This window comes from Streptococcus caledonicus (genome assembly GCF_042656225.1).
Classification (GTDB): Bacteria; Bacillota; Bacilli; order Lactobacillales; family Streptococcaceae; genus Streptococcus; species Streptococcus caledonicus.
Window position 1 is genome coordinate 108,788 of the sequence record NZ_JBHSOJ010000016.1, and the last position, 21,292, is coordinate 130,079.

General features: G+C 35.8%; 19 protein-coding genes. 15 read left to right on the forward strand and 4 right to left on the reverse strand.

Annotated elements, in window-relative coordinates:
• Positions 1–6: 6 nt before the first annotated feature.
• The 12 genes from ACFPQ3_RS04560 to rpsN all read left to right on the forward strand — a co-directional run bounded on the left by ACFPQ3_RS04560 (position 7) and on the right by rpsN (position 12,742).
• Positions 7–1,302: an O-antigen polymerase gene (locus ACFPQ3_RS04560; RefSeq protein WP_156805739.1), complete on the forward strand. Its 1,296-nt coding sequence runs from the start codon at positions 7–9 to the stop codon at positions 1,300–1,302.
• Positions 1,303–1,306: 4 nt separating this feature from the next.
• On the forward strand, positions 1,307–2,731 hold the full coding sequence (locus tag ACFPQ3_RS04565) for an oligosaccharide flippase family protein (RefSeq protein WP_156805740.1): 1,425 nt from the start codon (positions 1,307–1,309) through the stop codon (positions 2,729–2,731).
• Positions 2,732–2,741: 10 nt separating this feature from the next.
• On the forward strand, positions 2,742–3,746 hold the full coding sequence (locus tag ACFPQ3_RS04570; RefSeq protein ID WP_198039889.1) for a glycosyltransferase family 2 protein: 1,005 nt from the start codon (positions 2,742–2,744) through the stop codon (positions 3,744–3,746).
• A 124-nt stretch (positions 3,747–3,870) separates the two neighbouring features.
• Positions 3,871–5,082 (forward strand): nucleotide sugar dehydrogenase, encoded by a 1,212-nt coding sequence (locus ACFPQ3_RS04575; RefSeq protein WP_156805742.1) that lies wholly within the window; start codon positions 3,871–3,873, stop codon positions 5,080–5,082.
• Between the two features lie 49 nt (positions 5,083–5,131).
• A complete protein-coding gene (locus ACFPQ3_RS04580; RefSeq protein ID WP_269747721.1) occupies positions 5,132–5,266 on the forward strand; it encodes a hypothetical protein in 135 nt (44 codons plus the stop codon).
• Positions 5,267–5,300: 34 nt separating this feature from the next.
• Positions 5,301–5,411, forward strand: a complete 111-nt coding sequence (locus ACFPQ3_RS04585; RefSeq protein WP_380433674.1) for a hypothetical protein — start codon at positions 5,301–5,303, stop codon at positions 5,409–5,411.
• A 242-nt stretch (positions 5,412–5,653) separates the two neighbouring features.
• Positions 5,654–6,865, forward strand: coding sequence for a Fic family protein (locus tag ACFPQ3_RS04590; RefSeq protein WP_156805743.1), 1,212 nt, complete (start codon positions 5,654–5,656; stop codon positions 6,863–6,865).
• 100 nt (positions 6,866–6,965) lie between these two features.
• Positions 6,966–7,502, forward strand: coding sequence for a hypothetical protein (locus tag ACFPQ3_RS04595; RefSeq protein ID WP_156805744.1), 537 nt, complete (start codon positions 6,966–6,968; stop codon positions 7,500–7,502).
• A gap of 535 nt (positions 7,503–8,037) precedes the next feature.
• Positions 8,038–9,081 (forward strand): phenylalanine--tRNA ligase subunit alpha, encoded by a 1,044-nt coding sequence (pheS, locus tag ACFPQ3_RS04600; protein ID WP_156805745.1) that lies wholly within the window; start codon positions 8,038–8,040, stop codon positions 9,079–9,081.
• A gap of 52 nt (positions 9,082–9,133) precedes the next feature.
• Positions 9,134–9,658, forward strand: a complete 525-nt coding sequence (locus tag ACFPQ3_RS04605; protein WP_380433838.1) for a GNAT family N-acetyltransferase — start codon at positions 9,134–9,136, stop codon at positions 9,656–9,658.
• Positions 9,659–9,865: 207 nt separating this feature from the next.
• On the forward strand, positions 9,866–12,271 hold the full coding sequence (gene pheT, locus ACFPQ3_RS04610; RefSeq protein ID WP_156805747.1) for a phenylalanine--tRNA ligase subunit beta: 2,406 nt from the start codon (positions 9,866–9,868) through the stop codon (positions 12,269–12,271).
• Between the two features lie 201 nt (positions 12,272–12,472).
• Positions 12,473–12,742, forward strand: a complete 270-nt coding sequence (gene rpsN, locus ACFPQ3_RS04615) for a 30S ribosomal protein S14 (protein ID WP_156805748.1) — start codon at positions 12,473–12,475, stop codon at positions 12,740–12,742.
• 508 nt (positions 12,743–13,250) lie between these two features.
• Here the strand turns inward: rpsN and ACFPQ3_RS04620 are convergent.
• The 3 genes from ACFPQ3_RS04620 to ACFPQ3_RS04630 all read right to left on the reverse strand — a co-directional run bounded on the left by ACFPQ3_RS04620 (position 13,251) and on the right by ACFPQ3_RS04630 (position 16,672).
• On the reverse strand, positions 13,251–14,735 hold the full coding sequence (locus ACFPQ3_RS04620; protein ID WP_156805749.1) for a DUF1846 domain-containing protein: 1,485 nt from the start codon (positions 14,733–14,735) through the stop codon (positions 13,251–13,253).
• 235 nt (positions 14,736–14,970) lie between these two features.
• The gene (locus ACFPQ3_RS04625) at positions 14,971–15,678 is read right to left on the reverse strand and encodes a hypothetical protein (protein WP_156805750.1); all 708 of its coding nucleotides are present in this window, start codon (positions 15,676–15,678) and stop codon (positions 14,971–14,973) included.
• Between the two features lie 196 nt (positions 15,679–15,874).
• Positions 15,875–16,672, reverse strand: a complete 798-nt coding sequence (locus tag ACFPQ3_RS04630; protein ID WP_156805751.1) for a peptidylprolyl isomerase — start codon at positions 16,670–16,672, stop codon at positions 15,875–15,877.
• A 121-nt stretch (positions 16,673–16,793) separates the two neighbouring features.
• Here ACFPQ3_RS04630 and ACFPQ3_RS04635 point away from each other — a divergent pair, with 121 nt between their 5' ends.
• The 3 genes from ACFPQ3_RS04635 (at position 16,794) to gloA2 (ending at position 20,831) form a co-directional block, all read left to right on the forward strand.
• Positions 16,794–17,975 carry a hypothetical protein gene (locus ACFPQ3_RS04635; protein WP_156805752.1) on the forward strand — a complete coding sequence of 394 codons (1,182 nt, stop codon included), beginning with the start codon at positions 16,794–16,796 and terminating at the stop codon, positions 17,973–17,975.
• Positions 17,976–18,084: 109 nt separating this feature from the next.
• Positions 18,085–20,448, forward strand: coding sequence for a DNA translocase FtsK (locus ACFPQ3_RS04640; RefSeq protein WP_156805753.1), 2,364 nt, complete (start codon positions 18,085–18,087; stop codon positions 20,446–20,448).
• Positions 20,445–20,831 carry an SMU1112c/YaeR family gloxylase I-like metalloprotein gene (gene gloA2, locus ACFPQ3_RS04645; protein ID WP_156805754.1) on the forward strand — a complete coding sequence of 129 codons (387 nt, stop codon included), beginning with the start codon at positions 20,445–20,447 and terminating at the stop codon, positions 20,829–20,831. The genes ACFPQ3_RS04640 and gloA2 overlap by 4 nt, the downstream gene beginning before the upstream one ends.
• Before the next feature lie 55 nt (positions 20,832–20,886).
• On the opposite strand, the gene ACFPQ3_RS04650 is transcribed toward gloA2, so the two are convergent.
• Entirely contained in the window at positions 20,887–21,240 is a 354-nt protein-coding gene (locus tag ACFPQ3_RS04650; RefSeq protein WP_156805762.1) for a DUF3397 domain-containing protein, read from the reverse strand.
• Positions 21,241–21,292: the final 52 nt, after the last annotated feature.

A 21,292-nucleotide genomic window follows, 5' to 3' on the forward strand; every position in this document is an offset into this window, starting at 1 on the left:
TAAAGTATGTTATTAATAATAACGGCATTTATGTTATTGCTGTTTTATTCTTTCTTAGTTTTAAAGAAAGATTTTAAATCCCCTATTTTTATATTTACTTCGGTTTGGTTTTTAATTTTAACTTTATATACATTAAAATTATTTGGTATATATTCAGTCGAATTTAAAACAGAAGTAGTTTTATCTCTAGGAATTTTAAGTTTTATATTAGGCTATTACTTATATTTACCTTCTTATTTTAATAACAATTTGACAACAACTAAATCCTACATTATACACTATGGTAATATTAGACTTCTAGCAATAATTATTTTGTTATTAGGCTTGTCTTTTTATAAACAGCAATTTATGTCATTATTAGAGGGTAGAACGTTAGATGAAAATAAAATCCTTTTAGTACTTGGTAAAGTAGATAGTGGTGGAGCTATCATGCAATACATTGTTAGACCTTTTGAACATATTTTTATTGCAATTTCTGCATTCTGCATTTTCCATAAACCAGGTGAAAAGTTTTTGATTTTTTCTGGATTATTATTCACGATACTTAGGTTTTTATCAAATGGCAGTAAAATTATCATAGTTTATTTTGTAATGTGCTTGGTGTTTTCATATTTATTTGCAATTTCTAAAAATATTGTATGGAATTCAGAGAATTTTGATAGTTTCTCCTATGTAAACTTTAATAAATTTGTAAAAGTAAATAGAAAATATTTAATATTTTTTGTTATAGCAATAAGTATATTTTTAATTATTTATATGAAAAAAAATGTAAGTTTTTTAGAATCCTTATATTTCTATTTAACTGGATCGGTTGTAATGTTAGATAAAACTGTAAATACAACATACTATTTAAATTCTGGATATACATATACGGCAACATCATTGTATACACTCTGGCATATTTTCTATGAATTTTTGAGTTTTTTTGGATTGGATGGTAAAAATAATTCTGTTTTTCAAAATGCACTTTCTTTTATAGAAAGAACCAGTTATACTACTTATGTCTCAGATTATAAAACATATAATGCTTTCGTAACTATGTTTGCTCAATTCTATGCTGACTTTGGTTATTTTGGAGTGATAGGAATGTCTGGTTCTTTTGGCTTTTTTGCTAATAGAGTATACAACAGATTGTTTAATTATGTAACATTGGATTATTTTATAATTTATTGCATTATTCTTTATTATGTTTATTACGGTATGGTCAGATTTCAAATGTCTAGTTTACCTTGGGGACTATCTTTACTATATTCTCTATTTTTGATTAGATTTGTGTTTACTATGAGGATAAAAATTAAATAATATTATGAAAAGTTCAAAAAAGAATTTTATTTATCAAGCAATCTATCAGGTTTTAGTATTACTTATTCCTTTAGTTACAACACCATATTTAACAAGGACTTTGGGTGTTAAAGCTTTGGGAGAATATTCCTATAGTTATTCTATTATTTACTATTTTATGATGCTTATTAAATTGGGCCTTGATAATTATGGAAATAGACAAATTGCAAAAGTTAGAGATGATAAATATAATCTTTCTAAATCATTTTTTAGCATATATATTTTCCAATTCGGAATGGGTATTATCGTTTCAATATTTTATTTTAGCGTGATATTTTTTTTGATAAAGAATATCACGCTAAATATTATAATGTTTATATATATACTTTCTTCAATGTTTGATATAAACTGGTTTTTCTATGGATTAGAAGAATTTAAAGCTCTAGTTTTGAGAAATATAGTAATAAGGATCTTTATTACTATACTTATTTTTGCTCTAATTAATGGTTCTGATGATTTATTGAAATATGCTGTGATAATGGCATTAGGTACTTTCGTGAATCAAATATATCTCTGGGCGTTTATTAAAAAAAAAATAAATATAATTAAAATTAATAAATCCGATATTGTTTCACATATTAAGCCAAATATTATCTTATTTATACCTGTTGTAGCAATTAGTATTTATAAAATAATGGATAAAATAATGTTAGGTTTACTAACTAATACTGAACAAGTCGGATTTTTTGATAGTAGTGAGAAAGTTATTCAGATTCCTATGGCATTGGTTACAGCGTTAGGGATGGTCATGTTACCCAAAATGTCTAATTTATATGCCAAAAAAGAATCAAAATCTAGTGAACGATTAATTGGTTTATCGTTAGAGCTAGTATTATTTTTAACTACATCTTTGGGGTTTGGATTAATGGCAGTTTCTAAAACTTTTGTACCTTGGTACTACGGTGAGGGATTTGAAATAGTTATTATTTTGTTTCAAATTTTATTACCGAGTGGAATCTTTTTAGGGATTGCTAATGTAATTAGAACACAATATTTGATTCCGAAAGGAATGGATAATTTTTATATATTTTCTCTAATTTTAGGTGCTGTTGCTAATTTAACAATAAATTCTATTTTGATTCCAAAACTTGGTGTAATAGGGGTGGCTATAGGAACCTTTTGTGCAGAGTTAGTAGTTTGTGCAATTCAATTATTCTTTGTTAGAAAATATTTACCTTTAAAGAGTTATTTTAATGTATCTTTAAAATATTTTGTTTCAGGTTTTTTAATGTATATTTTAGTGTTAAATTTAAATTTCACCTCTATTTCTACTGTTTTAAACTTGGGGTTACAGATTTTTATAGGCGCATTGATTTATTTAGTATGCTTGTTTTTGTTTAGTACAAAAAAAAATAGAAATAAATTATTCAAAACTTTTTTTAAACGATAAGGAGCCGGGTTTGAATTTATTAGATTATAAAATTTCTTTTATAGTTCCTACATATAACACTGAAGTTGAATTACTTGAAAAATGTTTGAATTCTATTGTGAATACGAATATTTCAAATTTTGAAATTATTCTGGTTGATGATGGGAGTACCTCGAAGGATTTAAATCTTTATTTGAGAGACATTAATAAAATTTATAGTAAGCTAATCTTAATTAGACAAGAAAATCAGGGATCAGCATCAGCTAGGAATAACGGTCTAGATAATTGTTCGGGGGAATATATTTTTTTTGTGGATGCCGACGATATCTTCGACTTAAAATTTTTGAACTTACCAAATTTCGAAAAAAATGTTGAGTTGATTATTTTTGATTACAAAATAATCAATTTAAATACACAACATTTTACAAGATATGTTTTAAATGAGCATGGATTAAATATTAATAAAGATAAGTCAGAAATCATAAAGAATATACTATATGCACCTAATAAATTTAAAGAATTTTCTTTTGGTGCAATCTGGGCAAAGTGTTTTTCAAAAAAATTTTTAGATGCAAATAAAATTCGTTTTAAAGATAAATTAAGAAAAACCCAAGATAGAATATTTATGTTAGATGTTATAATAAATTCTTCTAAAATTAGTTATTTTCCATTATCATCCTATAATTACTCGGTTAATCTAAGTTCGATTACTCACAAATTAAATTATAAAATGATAGATTATTGTAAATCTATCTTTGATGAAGTGAAAAAATATGATGTTGATTTTAACATAAAAAAATATTTTATTTATAATATTTTTCATGAAATGCTTTTATTGACTTACTTTCATAAAGAATGCACTATCGGTTGGTTTACAACAAGTAAAGAAGTAAAAAAGTTATATTCATACTTTGAATTTGATAGGATTTTATCAAATATTAGTTTGCAAGAGATTGAAGGTAAAAATAATAAACTGAAATTTATAATGTATAAATATCATTTAATATATTTATTGAGATTGGCATATAGATTCTAAAATAACTAATTACAATCACCATAAGAATTGGAAATTTTAGAGTAAAATTAATATTGCTTTACTACTTTTTTTATTGAAATATTTTGTAAAAAAGTAGTATTTCTGAAGTTAAATTGAGGTAAATATGAAAATAGCAGTAGCAGGAACAGGCTATGTAGGCCTGTCATTGGCAACATTATTGTCACAGAGCCATAAAGTTGTTGCAGTGGATATCATTCCTGAGAAGGTTGAAATGATTAATAACCGTATTTCACCGATTCAAGATGATAAGATTGAGGAATATTTTGCGAATAAAGAGTTGGACTTGGTTGCAACTTTAAATGCTGATGAGGCATATAGTAATGCTGATTTTGTCATTATTGCTGCACCTACAAATTACGATAGTAAGAAAAACTTCTTCGATACGTCTGCAGTGGAGGCAGTGATTGAGAAGGTCATGTCAGTTAATGAACATGCGATTATGGTTATCAAATCAACAATTCCAGTCGGTTATACTGCCCATGTTCGTGACAAATACAATACCAAGCGCATCATCTTTAGTCCAGAATTTTTACGTGAGTCAAAAGCCCTAGAAGATAATTTGCATCCTTCACGTATTATTGTTGGTACTGATCTATCTGATAAAGAGCTAACAGACAAAGCTCAATTATTTGCCGAGTTACTTAAAGAGCAATCTTTAGATGACGAAACACCAGTTTTAGTTATGGGATTTACCGAAGCAGAGGCGGTGAAACTGTTTGCGAACACCTACTTAGCTTTACGTGTTTCATATTTTAACGAACTCGATACCTATGCTGAGTCAAAAGGGTTAGATACACAACAAATTATTGATGGGGTAGGTCTTGATCCTCGTATTGGGTCACATTATAATAATCCTTCTTTTGGATATGGTGGCTATTGCCTTCCAAAAGATACAAAACAATTATTGGCCAATTACTCAGATGTTCCTCAGAATATGATGACGGCAATTGTTGAAAGTAATCGGACTCGTAAGGATTATATTGCTGATCGTGTCCTTGAGTTAGCAAACTTTGATGAAAGTAATGCTCAAGAGATAACGATTGGTGTTTATCGTCTCACTATGAAGAGTAATAGTGACAATTTCCGTCAAAGTTCTATTCAGGGTGTCATGAAGCGTATCAAGGCAAAAGGTGTTAAAGTCATTATTTTTGAACCTAGTCTTGAGGATGGAAGCCAATTCTTTGGAAGTGATGTTGTTAATGATTTGGAAAAATTTAAATCATTGAGTAATGCTATTATTGCTAATAGATATAGTAATGATTTAGATGATGTTTCTCAAAAAGTCTATACAAGAGATATTTTTAGAAGAGATTGAATGGCTTTGAGTAAGCTTATCTAAGTAAATTTACTTAATGGTGACTAAGATGGTTAAAAGAAGTGCAGAGCAGGCCCAGTTAGATTTGACATTAGCACTAATGTATTTAAATCGCTTTCGAGAACGTCTCCCCAAATCATGGGGAGATGTGAAGGGCACCTTATCAGTCATGGAAAGACTATGACTTTGATGTCATTAATCAACTTGATGAGGATGCTTTGATTTACCAGTCATCCCACAGAGCCAAGTACATTACCTTGACTGAAGACGGTATCGCTAGAGCAAAAGCAATCTTATCTGAACTCGAAATAGAGGATTTTGATTTTTGAAAGGTTAAGGAGAGACAGTCAGTAACCGCCCAAGATCCGGAAGTTATAGAGCCCAAATAAGGAGTCTCAATCTTGAGGCTTCTTTTTTGGGCTCTTTGCCTTTTTTCTCAACATAGTTCTTGATTGAATCGGAAAGTGATCATGAACAAAAAATGTAAAAAACTCTATTTTTGTTTGATTTGGTTTTGAATATGTGTTAAACTTTTAAAAAAATAGCTATTTTTTTAAAAGTTAGAGAGATTATGACTTATAAAGAATTAAAAATCATCAAATTTAAACATTCAGATGACATCGAAAGAATATATCAAGAGAGGTTAAATAATATAGGCACAGTCAAGACAGAGATGTATCCTGTTTTGATGAAGCGTGGTGAAACAAAAGGGCGTCGTTTTCCATTATTTGTAGTGCCTTTATTAGAAATTCAAATATTATCACAACAAATTCAGGAAAAATCAAATCAGATATTGTCTCTTAGTGCGCAATTACCTCCAATTGCTCAAAATCATCTTTATAGGGAGCAATTATATCGAGCTGTCATTGATACGAATGAGATTGAAGGTGTCAAAACAACGAGACGAGAGGTTTCAGATGCCTATCAAGCGATTTCTGATGGAAAAGGGAGTGGTATTAGATTATTTTCCACAGTCAGACTTTATCAAGATATCTTGGAGCAGGAACCGTTTAGAATAGATACGATTGAATCTATCAGAGATATTTATGATAAATTAACAGATGGTGAAATAAGGCAAGATGATAAGCCTGATGGAAGATTGTTTCGAAATGATCCAGTCAGTGTTTTGGATGATAAACATGGTAAAATTGATCACATCCCACCTATTATGGAAGAAACGATTATTCTTATGCTATCAAGTTGGATTCAATTTATTAATGATCGGACTATTCCTTTTTTAACAAAAGCCTTTTTAGCTCACTATTTTTTTGAAAATATTCATCCTTTTTATGATGGCAATGGTAGAATAGGTCGTTACATCTTATCGAGGTACCTTTCTCGAAAACTAGACATTTTTTCTGGATTGATGATTTCACAAAAAATCAATGCATCTAGATCGATTTATTATAAGGCCTTTCAAAAAACTGGCGATTTTGATAATCGTGGGGAAGGGACTTTCTTTGTCTGGGACATGATGTCTTTATTAGCTTCTGGACAAGATGATATGATTAGCATGTTGGAAGAAAAGATTGCCTTGTTAAATGATTTTTGGCAAGAGTTAGAAGAAGGTTCTTTTACAGATTTACAAAGAGAGATTATGTTTATTTTATTTCAGTCAACAACATTTACCGATGATAAAAAAGATGGTATTGAAGACAGGCAACTTATTGAGTTTTTATCAGATCGATTTGCTAGGAAAAAAATAAAAGACACTATAAAGTATCTTCAGGAATTGGGATATATTAAGCAGGTAACAAAAGCTCCTAGTAGGCACATTATTTAGGATTTTTTAGAAAAATTGAAATTTGGCATAGAGTGAGATGAGCTATTTTTACTATGCTATAGTGTTTTAGCTTTAAAATAGTAAACTCGTTTAAGATAAATTGTCTCGTCACAGTGAACGTTTGATGGAGATTTATGACAAACAAGGGAGACTTGAGGATTATAAAGAGGAGCTGAGAACTTATATTTGGGACTACTGGAATGACAATTTAGATAGTCTCATGCTACTTAAGGAGGTCTCAACTGATCAGGAGTGGATTGAGTTCCGTGAGCATTACTTAAATGATCGTGGTCGTCTCTACCGCTTTGAATTGATGAATCAAGAACAGTTATTTGGTCGATTATTAGAGGAAATTTTATCAAGTCATTTCAAACGTTTGGATTTAATTGATTGTTATGAGGAAGGCTTGAAGTCCTATGATCCCTACCGAGTGAGAGATGTGATCTTAGATGAAATTCAGCACGGCATGGAAAGTGTCTCAGTTAGGGACACCTATCGTTATTTGATTAGTTATTTAAAAGTGTTAGAAGATTATCCAGATGGTAAAGTGATTAGTCAAAAAGTTGCAACAGGGTGGAAAAAAGACTACCCACGTCGTAAGGCAATGTTAGAGGAATTCAGAAAAGCTGGTTTTTAAATTTATGAACGTGACCAATTTTTGGAAGTGTGATTGGCTACCTCTTAAACCAAGTTCCGATGTTTTTAGATGTGTTTTTAGCTAGTTATGCTGATATTCTATTTGCCAATTCAGCTATTTTTTGGTAAAATAACTCTAATTGAATAGAGCCTTTGAGACTAGTAACTAGGTGGCAAATGATAGGGAGTGGGAATCGTGGACTGGAAGTTCCCTCGTGGAAAGCTTAGCGAATTCACTCAAGTGAGGGCTAGTGAATTAAGGTCTTTTTGAGACGAAAACGGATGGTACCGCGTGTCAACGCTCCGCTAATGGGGTTTTGGCATGCGGTTATTTGTTTGTCTAAGACTTGCTATTCAACTGATTATTTAAAAATAATGGAAAGGAAGGTTTGGTTTAGCGGGATAGCTGAACTAAACACGGGACTAAATGCCTAGGAAAAAGAGAAATCTTCCTAGATGTTAGGACATCTTCGTCAGATTTTCTATTTTTCGACGGCATTTTTCGGCAAACCGAAGCGTCCCTTTGTATCTTAATTATGGATTTACAGGCACAGTTAGAGGAGTTGAAGGTTTCAACTCAGGCTAAGTTAAAGGAAATGACAGGTGACCATAGTAAGGAATTGCAAGACCTACGTGTCGCTGTTCTTGGGAAAAAAGGCTCTTTGACAGACCTTTTGAAAGGGCTTAAAGACCTGTCGAATGAATTAAAACCAGTTGTTGGTAAGCAAGTCAATGAAGTCCGTGACGTTTTGAATGCGGCATTTGAAGAAACGGCAAAGATTGTTGAAGCCGCTAAGATTCAACGCCAGTTAGAGAGTGAGAGTCTGGATGTCACTTTACCAGGGCGTCAGATTAAAGTAGGAAATCGTCATGTGTTGACGCAGACTTCTGAAGAAATTGAAGATATCTTTTTAGGTATGGGATTTCAGGTTGTTGATGGTTATGAGGTTGAAAAGGACTATTATAACTTTGAACGTATGAATTTGCCAAAAGATCACCCAGCGCGTGACATGCAGGATACTTTCTATATCACTGAAGAAATCTTGCTTCGTACGCACACCAGTCCTGTTCAGGCTCGCACGCTTGATAAACACGATTTTTCAAAAGGACCGTTGAAGATGATTTCTCCAGGACGTGTTTTCCGTCGTGATACGGACGATGCGACGCACAGCCACCAGTTCCACCAAATTGAAGGACTTGTGGTCGGGAAAAATATCTCAATGGGTGACCTGAAAGGTACTCTTGAGATGATTGTTCAAAAGATGTTTGGAGCTGAGCGTAAGATTCGTCTTCGTCCTTCTTACTTCCCATTTACAGAGCCATCTGTTGAAGTGGATGTGTCATGCTTCAAATGTGGTGGAGACGGCTGTAACGTCTGCAAGAAAACAGGATGGATTGAAATTCTCGGTGCTGGTATGGTTCACCCACAAGTTCTTGAAATGTCTGGTGTTGACTCAGAAGAGTACTCAGGCTTTGCCTTTGGTCTAGGTCAAGAACGTATTGCCATGCTTCGGTACGGCATCAATGACATTCGTGGCTTCTACCAAGGCGACGTCCGCTTTAGTGAGCAATTTAAATAGTAACTGAGATGTTGAAAAAGAAATGTATTAAGGATTAGAGGTAAAACGAATGGTGATGACAGTAGGGATTAAGCCTGTAGCGAAAGAAGAAGTGCCAATCTTGCAAGAACTAGCTATGAAAACATTCAGAGAGACTTTTGAAGATAACTATACTGAGGAGCAGTTACAAACTTTTTTTGCGAATCAGTATGATAAGGCAGTATTATCAGCAGAACTGGACCATTCGGAAACGGAAATTGATTTCCTTATGGTCAATAATGAACCAGTCGGATATCTTAAAGTAAACTGGGGAAATGCCCAAACTGAAAGAAAACTAGATGATGCTTTTGAAATACAAAGAATCTATATTTTGAAGGCTTATCAGGGTCAGGGATTTGGGAAAATGCTTCTTGATTATGCGCTTGAGGTTGCTCAAGATATGGATAAATCTTGGGTATGGCTCGGTGTTTGGGAACACAATACCCAAGCTCAAGGATTCTATGCCAAATACGGCTTTGAAAAATTCTCAGAACATCAATTTATCATTTCGGAAAATCAAGTTGATGTGGATTGGCTACTCAGAAAAAAATTGAAATAATACCAAGCTGAGAAGCGACAGCACAGCGACCGAAGGTCGCACATTCCAAGCAAGACCGCTGCTGCGCCACAGTTGGGACAAAGAAGAGTGAGATAGTCCACTGGACTATCTCAGGTTGTTGCTTAGAAACTGGAAAGCAACTCATGGCGACCATGCAGCCTAAGCGGTTGCTTAAAAAAGAAAAAATAAATAAAGAAAGAAAAAATCATGCTTGTATCATATAAATGGTTAAAAGAGTTGGTGGACATTGATGTCCCATCATCGGAATTAGCAGAAAAAATGTCAACGACAGGGATTGAGGTTGAGGGTGTAGAAGTTCCATCAGCTGGTCTGTCAAAATTAGTAGTTGGTCACGTGTTGTCTTGTGACGATGTGCCAGATACGCACCTGCACTTGTGCCAAGTCGATACTGGAGACGACCAACCTCGTCAAATCGTCTGTGGGGCACCAAATGTAGCAGCTGGTCAAAAAGTTATTGTTGCGATTCCAGGAGCTCGTATTGCAGACAACTACAAAATTAAAAAAGGGAAAATTCGTGGCATGGAGTCACTTGGGATGATTTGTTCCCTCCAAGAGCTTGGCTTGCCAGATAGCATTATTCCAAAAGCATTTTCAGATGGAATCCAAATCTTGCCTAATGATGCCGTGCCAGGCGATAGCATTTTCTCCTACCTTGACCTAGATGACGAAATCATTGAATTGTCGATCACGCCAAACCGTGCGGATGCGCTTTCTATGCGTGGTGTCGCTCACGAAGTGGCTGCTATTTACGGCAAATCTGTGCATTTCCCTAAGAAGGCTTTGGTGGAAAATAGCAAAGCGGCTAATGATGTGATTTCTGTCGCTATTGAAAGCGATAAGGTAGCGATTTACGCGAGCCGTGTCGTGGAAAATGTGACCGTGGCACCAAGTCCACAATGGTTGCAAAACGTCTTGATGAATGCCGGTATTCGCCCAATCAATAACGTTGTGGATATCACAAACTACGTCCTTCTTTACTTTGGACAGCCAATGCACGCTTTTGACTTTGATAAATTTGAAGGCAATGCTATTGTCGCTCGTGATGCGCGTGACGGTGAGAAATTGGTCACTCTTGACGGTGAAGAGCGTGAATTGACAACTGATGATATCGTCATTACAGTTGTGGATAAGCCAGTGGCACTTGGAGGTGTTATGGGCGGCCAAGCAACTGAAATCGACAATAACTCGAAGACGGTTGTTCTTGAAGCAGCGGTCTTTGATGGCAAATCCATCCGTAAAACATCTGGTCGTTTGAACCTTCGTTCAGAAAGCTCATCACGCTTTGAAAAAGGGATTAACCTTGAAACCGTTACTGAAGCGCTTGATTTTGCAGCAGCGATGCTGACAGAATTAGCAGGGGGTGAGGTCCTTTCTGGTCGTGTTCAAGCTGGAGCAGTTGAGACAAGTCCAGTGGAGGTTTCAACCAGCCTTGACTATGTCAATGTGCGTTTAGGAACTGAGTTGACTTATGCTGACATTGAAGCTGTCTTTGCTAAACTTGGTTTTGGTTTGTCTGGCAATGCAGAGCGCTTCACTGTTGCTGTACCTCGTCGCCGTTGGGACATCAGTATTCAAGCAGACTTGGTGGAAGAAATCGCTCGTATCTATGGTTATGATAACTTACCAACCACTTTGCCAGAAGCTGGGGGAACTGTTGGTGAATTGACAGCTACTCAAAAACTCCGTCGCAAGGTTCGTACGATTGCTGAAGGGGCTGGTTTGACTGAAATCATTTCGTATGCTCTGACAACACCAGAAAAAGCAATTGAATTTACAGCAGAACCAACTCAGGTTACAGAACTCATGTGGCCAATGACGGTTGACCGTTCTGCTCTCCGTCAAAATGTGATTTCAGGGATGCTTGACACGGTAGCCTATAACGTGAATCGTAAAAATACCAATGTGGCTATCTATGAAATCGGAAAAATCTTCCACCAAACAGGCGATGTGAAAACAGAATTGCCACAGGAAGTGAACACCTTTGCCTTTGCGATTTCTGGCTTGGTGTCTGAAAAAGATTTCCAAACACCGACTGCACCAGTTGATTTCTTCTATGCGAAAGGGATTCTTGAAACTCTCTTTGACAAACTTGGTTTAGCCGTTGCTTACACAGCAGACAAGTCAGTTGCTAGCCTGCACCCTGGTCGTACCGCAGCGATTACATTTGGCGATGCTACCCTTGGATTTGTTGGTCAAGTTCACCCGCAAACGGCTAAGGTATATGGCATTCCAGAAACGTATGTGGCAGAAATCAACCTTGATGCGGTTGAAGCTGCTATAACGACTGAACAAGTCTTCCAAGACATCACAAAATTCCCAGCCGTGTCTCGTGACATTGCTCTGCTATTGGACAAACACATCACGCATAAAGCTATTGTAGAAGCCATCAAGAAGGCGGGCGTGAAACGCTTGACAGCCATCAAGCTCTTTGACGTGTATGCCGGTGCAAATCTTGGTGACGATAAGAAATCAATGGCTTATAGCCTTACTTTCCAAAATCCAACCGATAGCCTCACCGACGAAGAAGTCGCAGGTTACATGGAAAAAATCACTAAAGCTCTTGTTGAAAACGTTGGAGCAGAAGTGCGATAAGACACAAAAGCTACTCGAAAGGGTAGTTTTTTTTGAGCGAGGAAATAAAAACTCAAAAATACTCAAAAAAATAATTAACCAGTTAATAGTTTTTGCTTGCAATTTGGAAAATTTACGTTATAATAAAAGAGTATTTTAATTAACTCGTTAATTAAAATGCTAGTATCTATTGATAGCAGAAAAATTTAGAAAGGGAAAAAGATGGCAAAAAAATCAAAAATTGCTAAATTTAAAAAACAGCAGGAACTTGTTGAACGCTATGCTGATTTGCGTAGAGAGCTAAAAGCTGCCGGTGATTATGAAGCACTTCGTCGTTTGCCACGTGATTCAAACCCAAATCGTTTGAAGAATCGTGATTTAATTGATGGACGTCCTCATGCCTATATGCGAAAATTTGGAATGAGTCGTATTAATTTCCGCCAGTTAGCTCATAAGGGACAAATTCCAGGTGTGACAAAAGCAAGTTGGTAGCACATCACTCCTTTTATGCTTATTCTAGTCGTTTTGAGTGTAAGCAAAACGACAGGAAGATTACTCAAGATGTTTTTAGCCATAACATCAGTAATTATTTTCTCTAATCATAGATGCCATAGATTTACCTTAAGAACTCAGTATGCCAAGATACTGAGTTCTTTTTGCTATTTCAAAGTTATAGTGAATGGAATAAAAGTTAGCTATGATTAAACGACTTGTCTTAAGTCGTGTGACAGCCTGTGTAAAAACTATTAAAGTCCAAACTGATATATTAGAAAGCGAGAGTGTAGTCAACGCTTGAAATGTAAAAAAGGGAAATTGATTAGTATCAATTTAATTTCCGGAGTAAGTTCGACCAACCGATAATACAAGGAGAATAAACTACTAAGATGGCTAGATAAATCTTTAAAGTGTTTTCTGTTAAGGTAATTGAAGTGTTGATTGCTAAAAAACTCAGAACTACGTCTGTTGTAAACGTTTTAGTCCTGAGTTTTTTTAGCATGCTTTATTTTCTGAAGAGCTTGTCTTTTTGGTAAATTGGGTCAAAGGTAACATTGATACCGAGTTTACGGAAGACGTTTTTATCTTCTTCTGGCAGGTTTACAGTTGAGTGAACTTCACTGCCTTTTAAGTTGCCAAGTTCCTTCATAGCTTTATTAGCTTCTTCGTTATTCATAGCTGTAATGGCAAGGGCAATCAATAGCTCGCTAGAGTGAAGACGTGGGTTGCGATTTCCTAAATGGCTCAGTTTAAGGTTTTGGATTGGTTTGACATACTCAGGTTCGATTAAATGAGTGTCTTTAGCAATGCCAGCAAGGGCTTTGATACCATTGACAATAACTGCGGCAGATGGTCCAAAGAGTTCTGAGGTTTTACCGGTGACGATTTGTCCATTTGGTAATTCCATAGCCAAAGCAGGTGCACCAGTCAACTCAGCTTTTTCACGCGCAGCTTTTGTCACCAAACGATCCAAAGGAGAAATACCAAGGTCATTCATCAGAAGTTCAATCTTCTTAACAGCAGTTTCACCAACGCGCTCTGCCTTGAATTCAACAAGGGTTTGATAGTAGCGACGGATAATTTCTTGCTTAGAAGCCTCTTTAGCAGCTTCGTTATCAGTAATGGCAAAGCCGACCATATTAACTCCCATATCGGTAGGAGAAGCGTATGGTGAGCTTCCTAGGATACGTTCGAGCATGCGCTTAACCACAGGGAAAATTTCAATATCACGGTTGTAGTTGACAGTTGTTTTACCGTAGGTCTCCAAGTGGAAAGGATCAATCATGTTAACATCATCAAGGTCTGCTGTTGCAGCTTCATAGGCAAGGTTAACAGGGTGGTGTAGTGGTAAGTTCCAAACAGGGAAGGTTTCAAATTTAGCGTAACCAGAAGTGACACCATTGATTTGATCGTGATAAAGTTGGGAAATACATGTTGCTAATTTACCAGAACCTGGACCTGGTGCAGTTACGACAATGAGGTTACGGCTAGTCTGGATATAGTCATTTTTCCCCATTCCTTCAGGTGAAATAATATGATCAATGGCTGTTGGATATCCAGCGATTGGATAATGGAGGTAAGAGGCGATGCCGTGTTTATCAAGTTCTTTACGGAAGGCATCAGCTGCAGGTTGACCAGAGTATTGTGTAATAACGACAGAACCTACAAAGATATCTAGGTCATTGAACTTATCAATGAGACGAAAGACTTCTTGGTCGTAAGAAATACCTAGGTCTCCTCTGGCTTTAGAATGCTCAATGTTACTAGCATTGATAGCAATTACAATTTCAACTTGCTCACGGAGTTCGTGTAGGAGTTTGATTTTATTATCAGGCTCATAGCCGGGTAACACACGGGCTGCATGAAAATCTTCAAGCATCTTACCACCAAATTCCATATAGAGTTTGCCATCAAATTGCGCAATTCTCTCAAGAATATGGTCACGTTGTAGGTTTAAATAGTGTTCAGAGCTAAAAGCTTGTTGAATCATCTTGAAATATCCTCCATAATATAAATAGAAAGTAACTTATCTCGTAGGAGATAAAAGGTGACGACTAAAATGGGAGCTTTTAATAATGTTTAAGACTAAAACGTTGTAAAAAACAAAAATAGCTCCCTAGAAACTAGGGAGCTTTTTTCTGACCTCTGAAGAGGTGCCCAAACAATAATATATCAGAGATTAGGAACTTTGTCAACTTTGAGAAAAATTATTTTAGCTTATTTAGCTATTTTTTAGGATCTATATTTTTAAACGTTAGGTCAGAAACAGAGATTTGAACATCGATGTCTTCTTGATTTTGATTATCTAAATTGAGTAGTTTTTCAAGATTTTCAGCTGCATATTTAGCAACTTTTTCCTGACGTTCACGATCCCTTATAGCCTCTTGGCTAGTTTCATATACTGTTTCTTGGGCTTTTTCTTCTAGAAAATCCATTGCTTTTTTGCTAGCAGTAAGAAGGTCAACAGCCTTATCAACAATTCCAGAAGAGGTGCTAACAATATCAGGAGTACCATCTTGTTGACTATCAACATTGACTGTCAAAGGTGATTTGAAAGTTAGAACATTATCGTTGAGTTCGATATCATCTTGATTTAGTTGTGTTAAATCAAGTTTAAATTCTGTCTTTACTGGAACTTTGACTTCGATATCTCGGCTGATAATTAAATCTTTGAAAAAAGCTGTCCATTTTGGCCACTTCTTTGTAGCCTCAGATTCAAAGTTCTGATTACGAGTTGTTTCCCACTCTGCACCAGCTACGAGTAACTGATTTTCCTTTGTGAATTTTTTGAGGACAAAATTATACTGAGCATTGACAGTTCCATTAAATTTATTTGTTTTCCAAGTAAAAAAACAGCCCAAGCCTACTAAAATGATTAGTAACACTACTACAGTAGCTAATTTGTTAGCTACCATTTTACCAAAAAATTTCATATATTATTCCTCCTAAGCGCATTATATATATAATGTCAATAGGTATTTTGAAATTTTTTAGCATGTTTTAACCAATTGTTATAATCAATGTGTCCTATTTCAAGACAGGATACTTCAGAGTGAGTTAATCTTTTTCTAAAAGAAAAAGAGATAGGATAGTTATTAATACTATCTTATCTCAGTTAATAGCTTATTTCTACTTAAACTGATAATCTTTAGTCACTTCAATTGATTTGATAATCACATCTTCGACAGGCTTGTCAGCTTCTTTGGTTTCAACAGCAGCGATACTATCAACAACGTCCATCCCTTTTATAACTTGACCAAAGACAGTATAGTTACCGTCTCCACCAGATACATTTGGGAAACCGCCTTTTTTATAGGCTTCAATGATTTTTTCTGGGTAGTAACTTGGGTCTAACTGTGTAGACCAATCTTGTTTATTTTGGACGATAAAGAATTGGCTGCCATTAGTGTCTGGTCCAGCATTAGCCATAGAAAGTGCTCCGCGAAGATTATACACATAATCCGAAATTTCATTTTTAAATCCGAAACCACTATCAATCTTACTGTCTTTATCTTTCCAGATTGATTCTCCACCAGTACCATTGCCCTGAGGGTCACCTGCTTGAATCATGAAATCATTGATGACACGGTGGAAAATAACATTGTCGTAGTAACCTTCCTTAGCATGAGTCAAAAAGTTTTCAACAGCTAAAGGCGCTTCTTTGGGAAAGAGTTTGATTGTAAGATCACCCTTGCTAGTATGCATGATAACAGAAGCCTCATCCTTAGCAACTTCTGTGGAAAGTTGTGGAAAAACAACATCTGCTTGATTCAGTTTTTTGATGCGCTCTTCAGATTTTTGTTTATCAAGCTGAGCATCAACATAGTCGTCTCCTTTGATAGCACGGTCGAGTTGTTGGCAGCCTGAAAGGATGGTTAAAGATGCTAGCGCGAGCATAGACACTTTAAAATATTTAGATTTAGTCATATATTCTCCTTAACTATTGAATTACTCTTTATTTTACCATAAAAGTGATCTTATTAGCTTAAAATGATAAGTGAGAGTATTTGATATGTTATAATAGAAAAAAGTTATTAAGGAGAATGGTATGAAAACAAGAGAAGAATGGTGTCAGTTGTTTGAAGTAGTCGTTGGCCGTATGCCAACAGAGATAGAGATTTTAGCAGCTGAGAAGAGTCTTTTTAACCCAAAAGCTATTTTACCGATTTCTGAAGGTAAGATTTTTGAAGAAAGTGCTGTCGCAGATAAAATGGTAACACCTGATGATGACGAAGCGATTTCTGTTCCTTTTTTAGAGGATATTGAGAAATCTGGTAATACATCTTCTAGTCATAAATCAGCTGAAAAAGTTATTCTAGAACCTAGCAAGGAAATCATTGCTTTACCTATTGTGTCATTTGTTATATCTGGCCTGACGATTCTTTTGAGTCTAGTGGTTAAGTCACCTTTGTTACTTTTAATATTATCTCTTGCTTCACTAACATTAGGAATTGTGAGCTTAGCGGTTAATTTTAAGAAGAAAAAGAAAATCCTATCAGTGATTGCTTTGCCATTAGCCATAGGAGCTCTAGTTATCGCGACTAGTGTTGGGCTTTATCATGCCACTTTAGAGAGGTTTGAAAGTATTGCTCAGAGCAGTTTTGATGCAGATTGGGACTATAGCGAGGAGGATATTTTTGAAGGAACATTTGATGGTACTCTTTATGTTGATTCAGAAGCGCCCTTTCATTGGACAGAGGAAAAATTTAAATCCTTAGATTTTGAACCAGATACAATCACTTCAATTATCACAGTAGAAGAGGTTGTTGACAAATATGGAAAAGCTAATGAGGCTACCTATTCAGATGGTTATTTAACTCTCGTTTATAGTGATGAAACTCACAGCAAATATGTTGACCTATCTTTTGTGCGAAATGAATTAGGAGATTGGGTGCTAAACCATGGCTATATGGCAACTGAAGCGAAAGATATTAAAATAGTAGCTGAGGAAGCCTATAAATCTACTTGGACAAAAGAAGATTTTGATAAACTGATAGAAGGGGATTATAGTCGTCCAGAATTGGGGAGCTCATGGAAAGATATCAATTCAAAATATGGGAAACCCACATTTGCAGAATACATATTGTCAAATTATGGTGATGGTTTTACCAGAGAGCTTAATCTTTATTACACTGATTGGTCAGCTGATGCAGGAAAATTATCTGATGTTAACCTTACTTTCACAGAGAAAAATGGGGAATATTTTTTAACCTATAAGTATTCTGAATAATGGATATAAGAGATGAGCGACTTCTTTTAGAAAGCTCGTCTCTTTTTTGGTAAATAATGATCAATGAGTCTTATTCCTCAAAACGAGAAAAACGTGATATAATAATGATATGTCAAATACTCGAAAAAATTCTACAAAACGTTCTACCAAGCGTCAGACTAAGGCAGATTATGAAAAAAGTCAGGCGACTCAACGGTTGATTACAGCTGTTATTGTTGTCCTTTTTTCGATTTTTGCTGTCTTTCGAATTGGTATTTTTGGTGTAACACTCTATAATATAGCTCGATTCTTAGTAGGAAGTTTAGCCTATCTCGTTCTTTTTTGTACCATGATTTATTTGACTGGCTTTAAATTTTTCCGCAAGGTTGAAGGATTAGTTAGTGGCTTTGTTATTTTAATGATTGGTCTTCTGATGGAGTGGCATGCTTGGTTATTCACCATGAAAGCTTTTGCGGGAAAGGATATTTTTAAAACTACAATCGCGCTGCTCGTTAGAGATTTATCATCCTTTGAAGTCAAAAACTTTGTTGGTGGTGGTATGCTGGGCGCTATCCTATATGCTCCAGTGTCTTTTCTTGTCACAAATATAGGTACCTTTATGATTGGGACCTTGTTTATTCTATTAGGTTTATTTTTAATGAGTCCTTGGGATGTCCATGATTTGTCTCAATTTTCTGCGCAAGCTTTTGATAAATGGCAGAGCAAGGCTGAGTTAAGACGTCAAGAGCGTTTTATCCGTCAAGAAGAAAAACGATTGCAGCAAGAGGCAGCCGCTCAAGAACAAGCTAGACTGGAAGAAGAAGCTAGTCTGGCAGAATTAGCCTATGATGAAGAGACGGGAGAGATTTTTGAGACAGAGAACGTTCCCGTAAATCAAGTGGAGGTCGAAAATGATTTTGAACCAGAAATTGTCGGCTACCAACTTGATGATGAGGTTTATGATGTTGATAGCTTATTAGAGGTTCAGCCTCAAGAGCCGTTGCCTTCACCTACTAAAGAAGATGATGACGATCCTGTTACGGTTGATTTCTCACCGAAAAAAGCTATCCTTCTTTATAAATTACCTTCCATTGACCTTTTTGCACCTGATAAGCCAAAAAATCAATCAAAAGAAAAATACATTGTGCGTCAGAATATCAAAACTCTAGAAGAGACCTTTAGAAGTTTTGGGATTGAAGTCAAGGTTGAACGAGCAGAAATTGGACCGTCTGTTACTCGCTATGAATTAAAACCAGCAGTCGGGGTCCGTGTTAATCGTATTTCTAATCTAGCTGATGATTTGGCGCTAGCTCTTGCAGCTAAGGATGTGCGTATTGAGGCACCGATTCCAGGTAAGTCCTTAGTAGGTATTGAAGTGCCTAACTCAGAAATTGCCACTGTTTCTTTCCGTGAATTATGGGAACAATCAGATACCAAACCTGAAAATCTCTTAGAAATTCCACTTGGAAAAGCAGTTAATGGCACAGCTAAATCTTTTGACCTTGCGAAAATGCCTCACCTTTTGGTGGCAGGTTCGACTGGTTCTGGTAAATCGGTTGCCGTTAATGGCATTATCTCATCAATTCTCATGAAAGCCAGACCTGATGAAGTCAAGTTTATGATGATTGATCCTAAGATGGTTGAACTGTCTGTCTATAATGACATTCCCCATCTCTTAATTCCCGTTGTAACCAACCCACGTAAGGCAAGTAAGGCCTTGCAGAAAGTTGTTCAAGAAATGGAAAACCGCTATGAGTTATTTAGTCATATCGGTGTTCGTAATATTGCGGGCTATAATGCTAAAGTAGCTGAACATAGCGCGACTTCTCAAGAAAAACAGGTGCCACTACCACTAATTGTGGTGATCGTCGATGAGTTGGCGGACTTGATGATGGTTGCTAGCAAAGAAGTCGAAGATGCTATTATCCGACTAGGACAAAAGGCGCGTGCGGCAGGTATTCATATGATTTTGGCAACTCAGCGTCCATCCGTGGATGTTATCAGCGGTTTAATCAAGGCTAATGTGCCATCGCGTGTTGCATTTGCCGTAGCATCAGGAACAGATTCACGTACCATTTTGGGTGAAAATGGGGCAGAAAAACTCCTTGGTAGAGGAGACATGCTCTTTCATCCTATCGGTGAGTCTGCACCGATTCGTTTACAGGGATCTTTTATTTCAGATGACGATGTTGAGCGTATTGTCAACTTTGTCAAAAATCAAGCAGAGGCTGACTACGATGAATCATTTGATCCTGGAGAAGTATCAGAAGCTGACGGTGGTTTTGATGGAGAAAGCGGAGCTTCTGAAGGAGACCCTCTCTTTGCAGAAGCAAAAGCTATGGTCATTGAAACACAAAAAGCGAGTGCTTCAATGTTACAACGACGTTTGCAAGTTGGTTTTAACCGTGCCACTCGTCTCATGGAAGAATTAGAAGAAGCAGGCGTTATCGGACCAGCAGAAGGAACGAAACCAAGAAAGGTCTTAGAACAATGACATTAGATATTGTCCACCATGTTGCGATTATTGGAAGTAACTATGAAAAAACACGACAATTTTACGTCGACTATTTGGGATTTGAACAATTGGATGAACATATTCGTCCTGAAAAAAATGACATTCTTTTCAATGTGAAAAAAGGTCAGTTGACCTTAGAAATCTTTATCAAACCAAATGCACCCAAACGCCCTGCTATGCCCAATCCAGAACATACTGGATTACGACATTTAGCTTTTAAAGTTGAAGATGTCGAGGTTTGTTTATCAGAATTTGATCGACTTGGTATCCCACATGAAACCTTGCGCTACGATGATTTTGATGGGAAGAAAATGGCTTTCTTCTTTGATCCAGATGGACTACCATTGGAAATTCATGAATAGTATTCGCTAAAAATAAAAAAAGTCTGTCCAGAAGTAATTCTGGGCAGACTTTTTTTTAAAAAACAAATACAGCAATAACTACCGCTAAATAAAAGAAGAAACTAAAGATAAAGCTCAATCTCCAGAAAAATTTAAAAAAGCGACGGTAAGAAAAATGTTCCCCATCCTTTCGAAACAGCCAATAAACTACTCCAATAGCAACGAGGGCTAAAACAATTAGATAGTGTGGAAGATAAGAATGGACGAAAAACTTTTGAGATACCATGACAATTTCAAACATAAGAACTGGTAAAGCTAAATCGGCAAAATTAATTTTAAACCGTTCCAAACCAAAGAGTTTGACCAAAGCCAGTCCAAAGAGTGGTGTTAAAAAAAGAAAGGCAGCAGCTAAAATTTTATAAAACATCATATTCATATTATTATTCTAACCCTATTTTTAGGACTTGTAAATGAAAAACTGA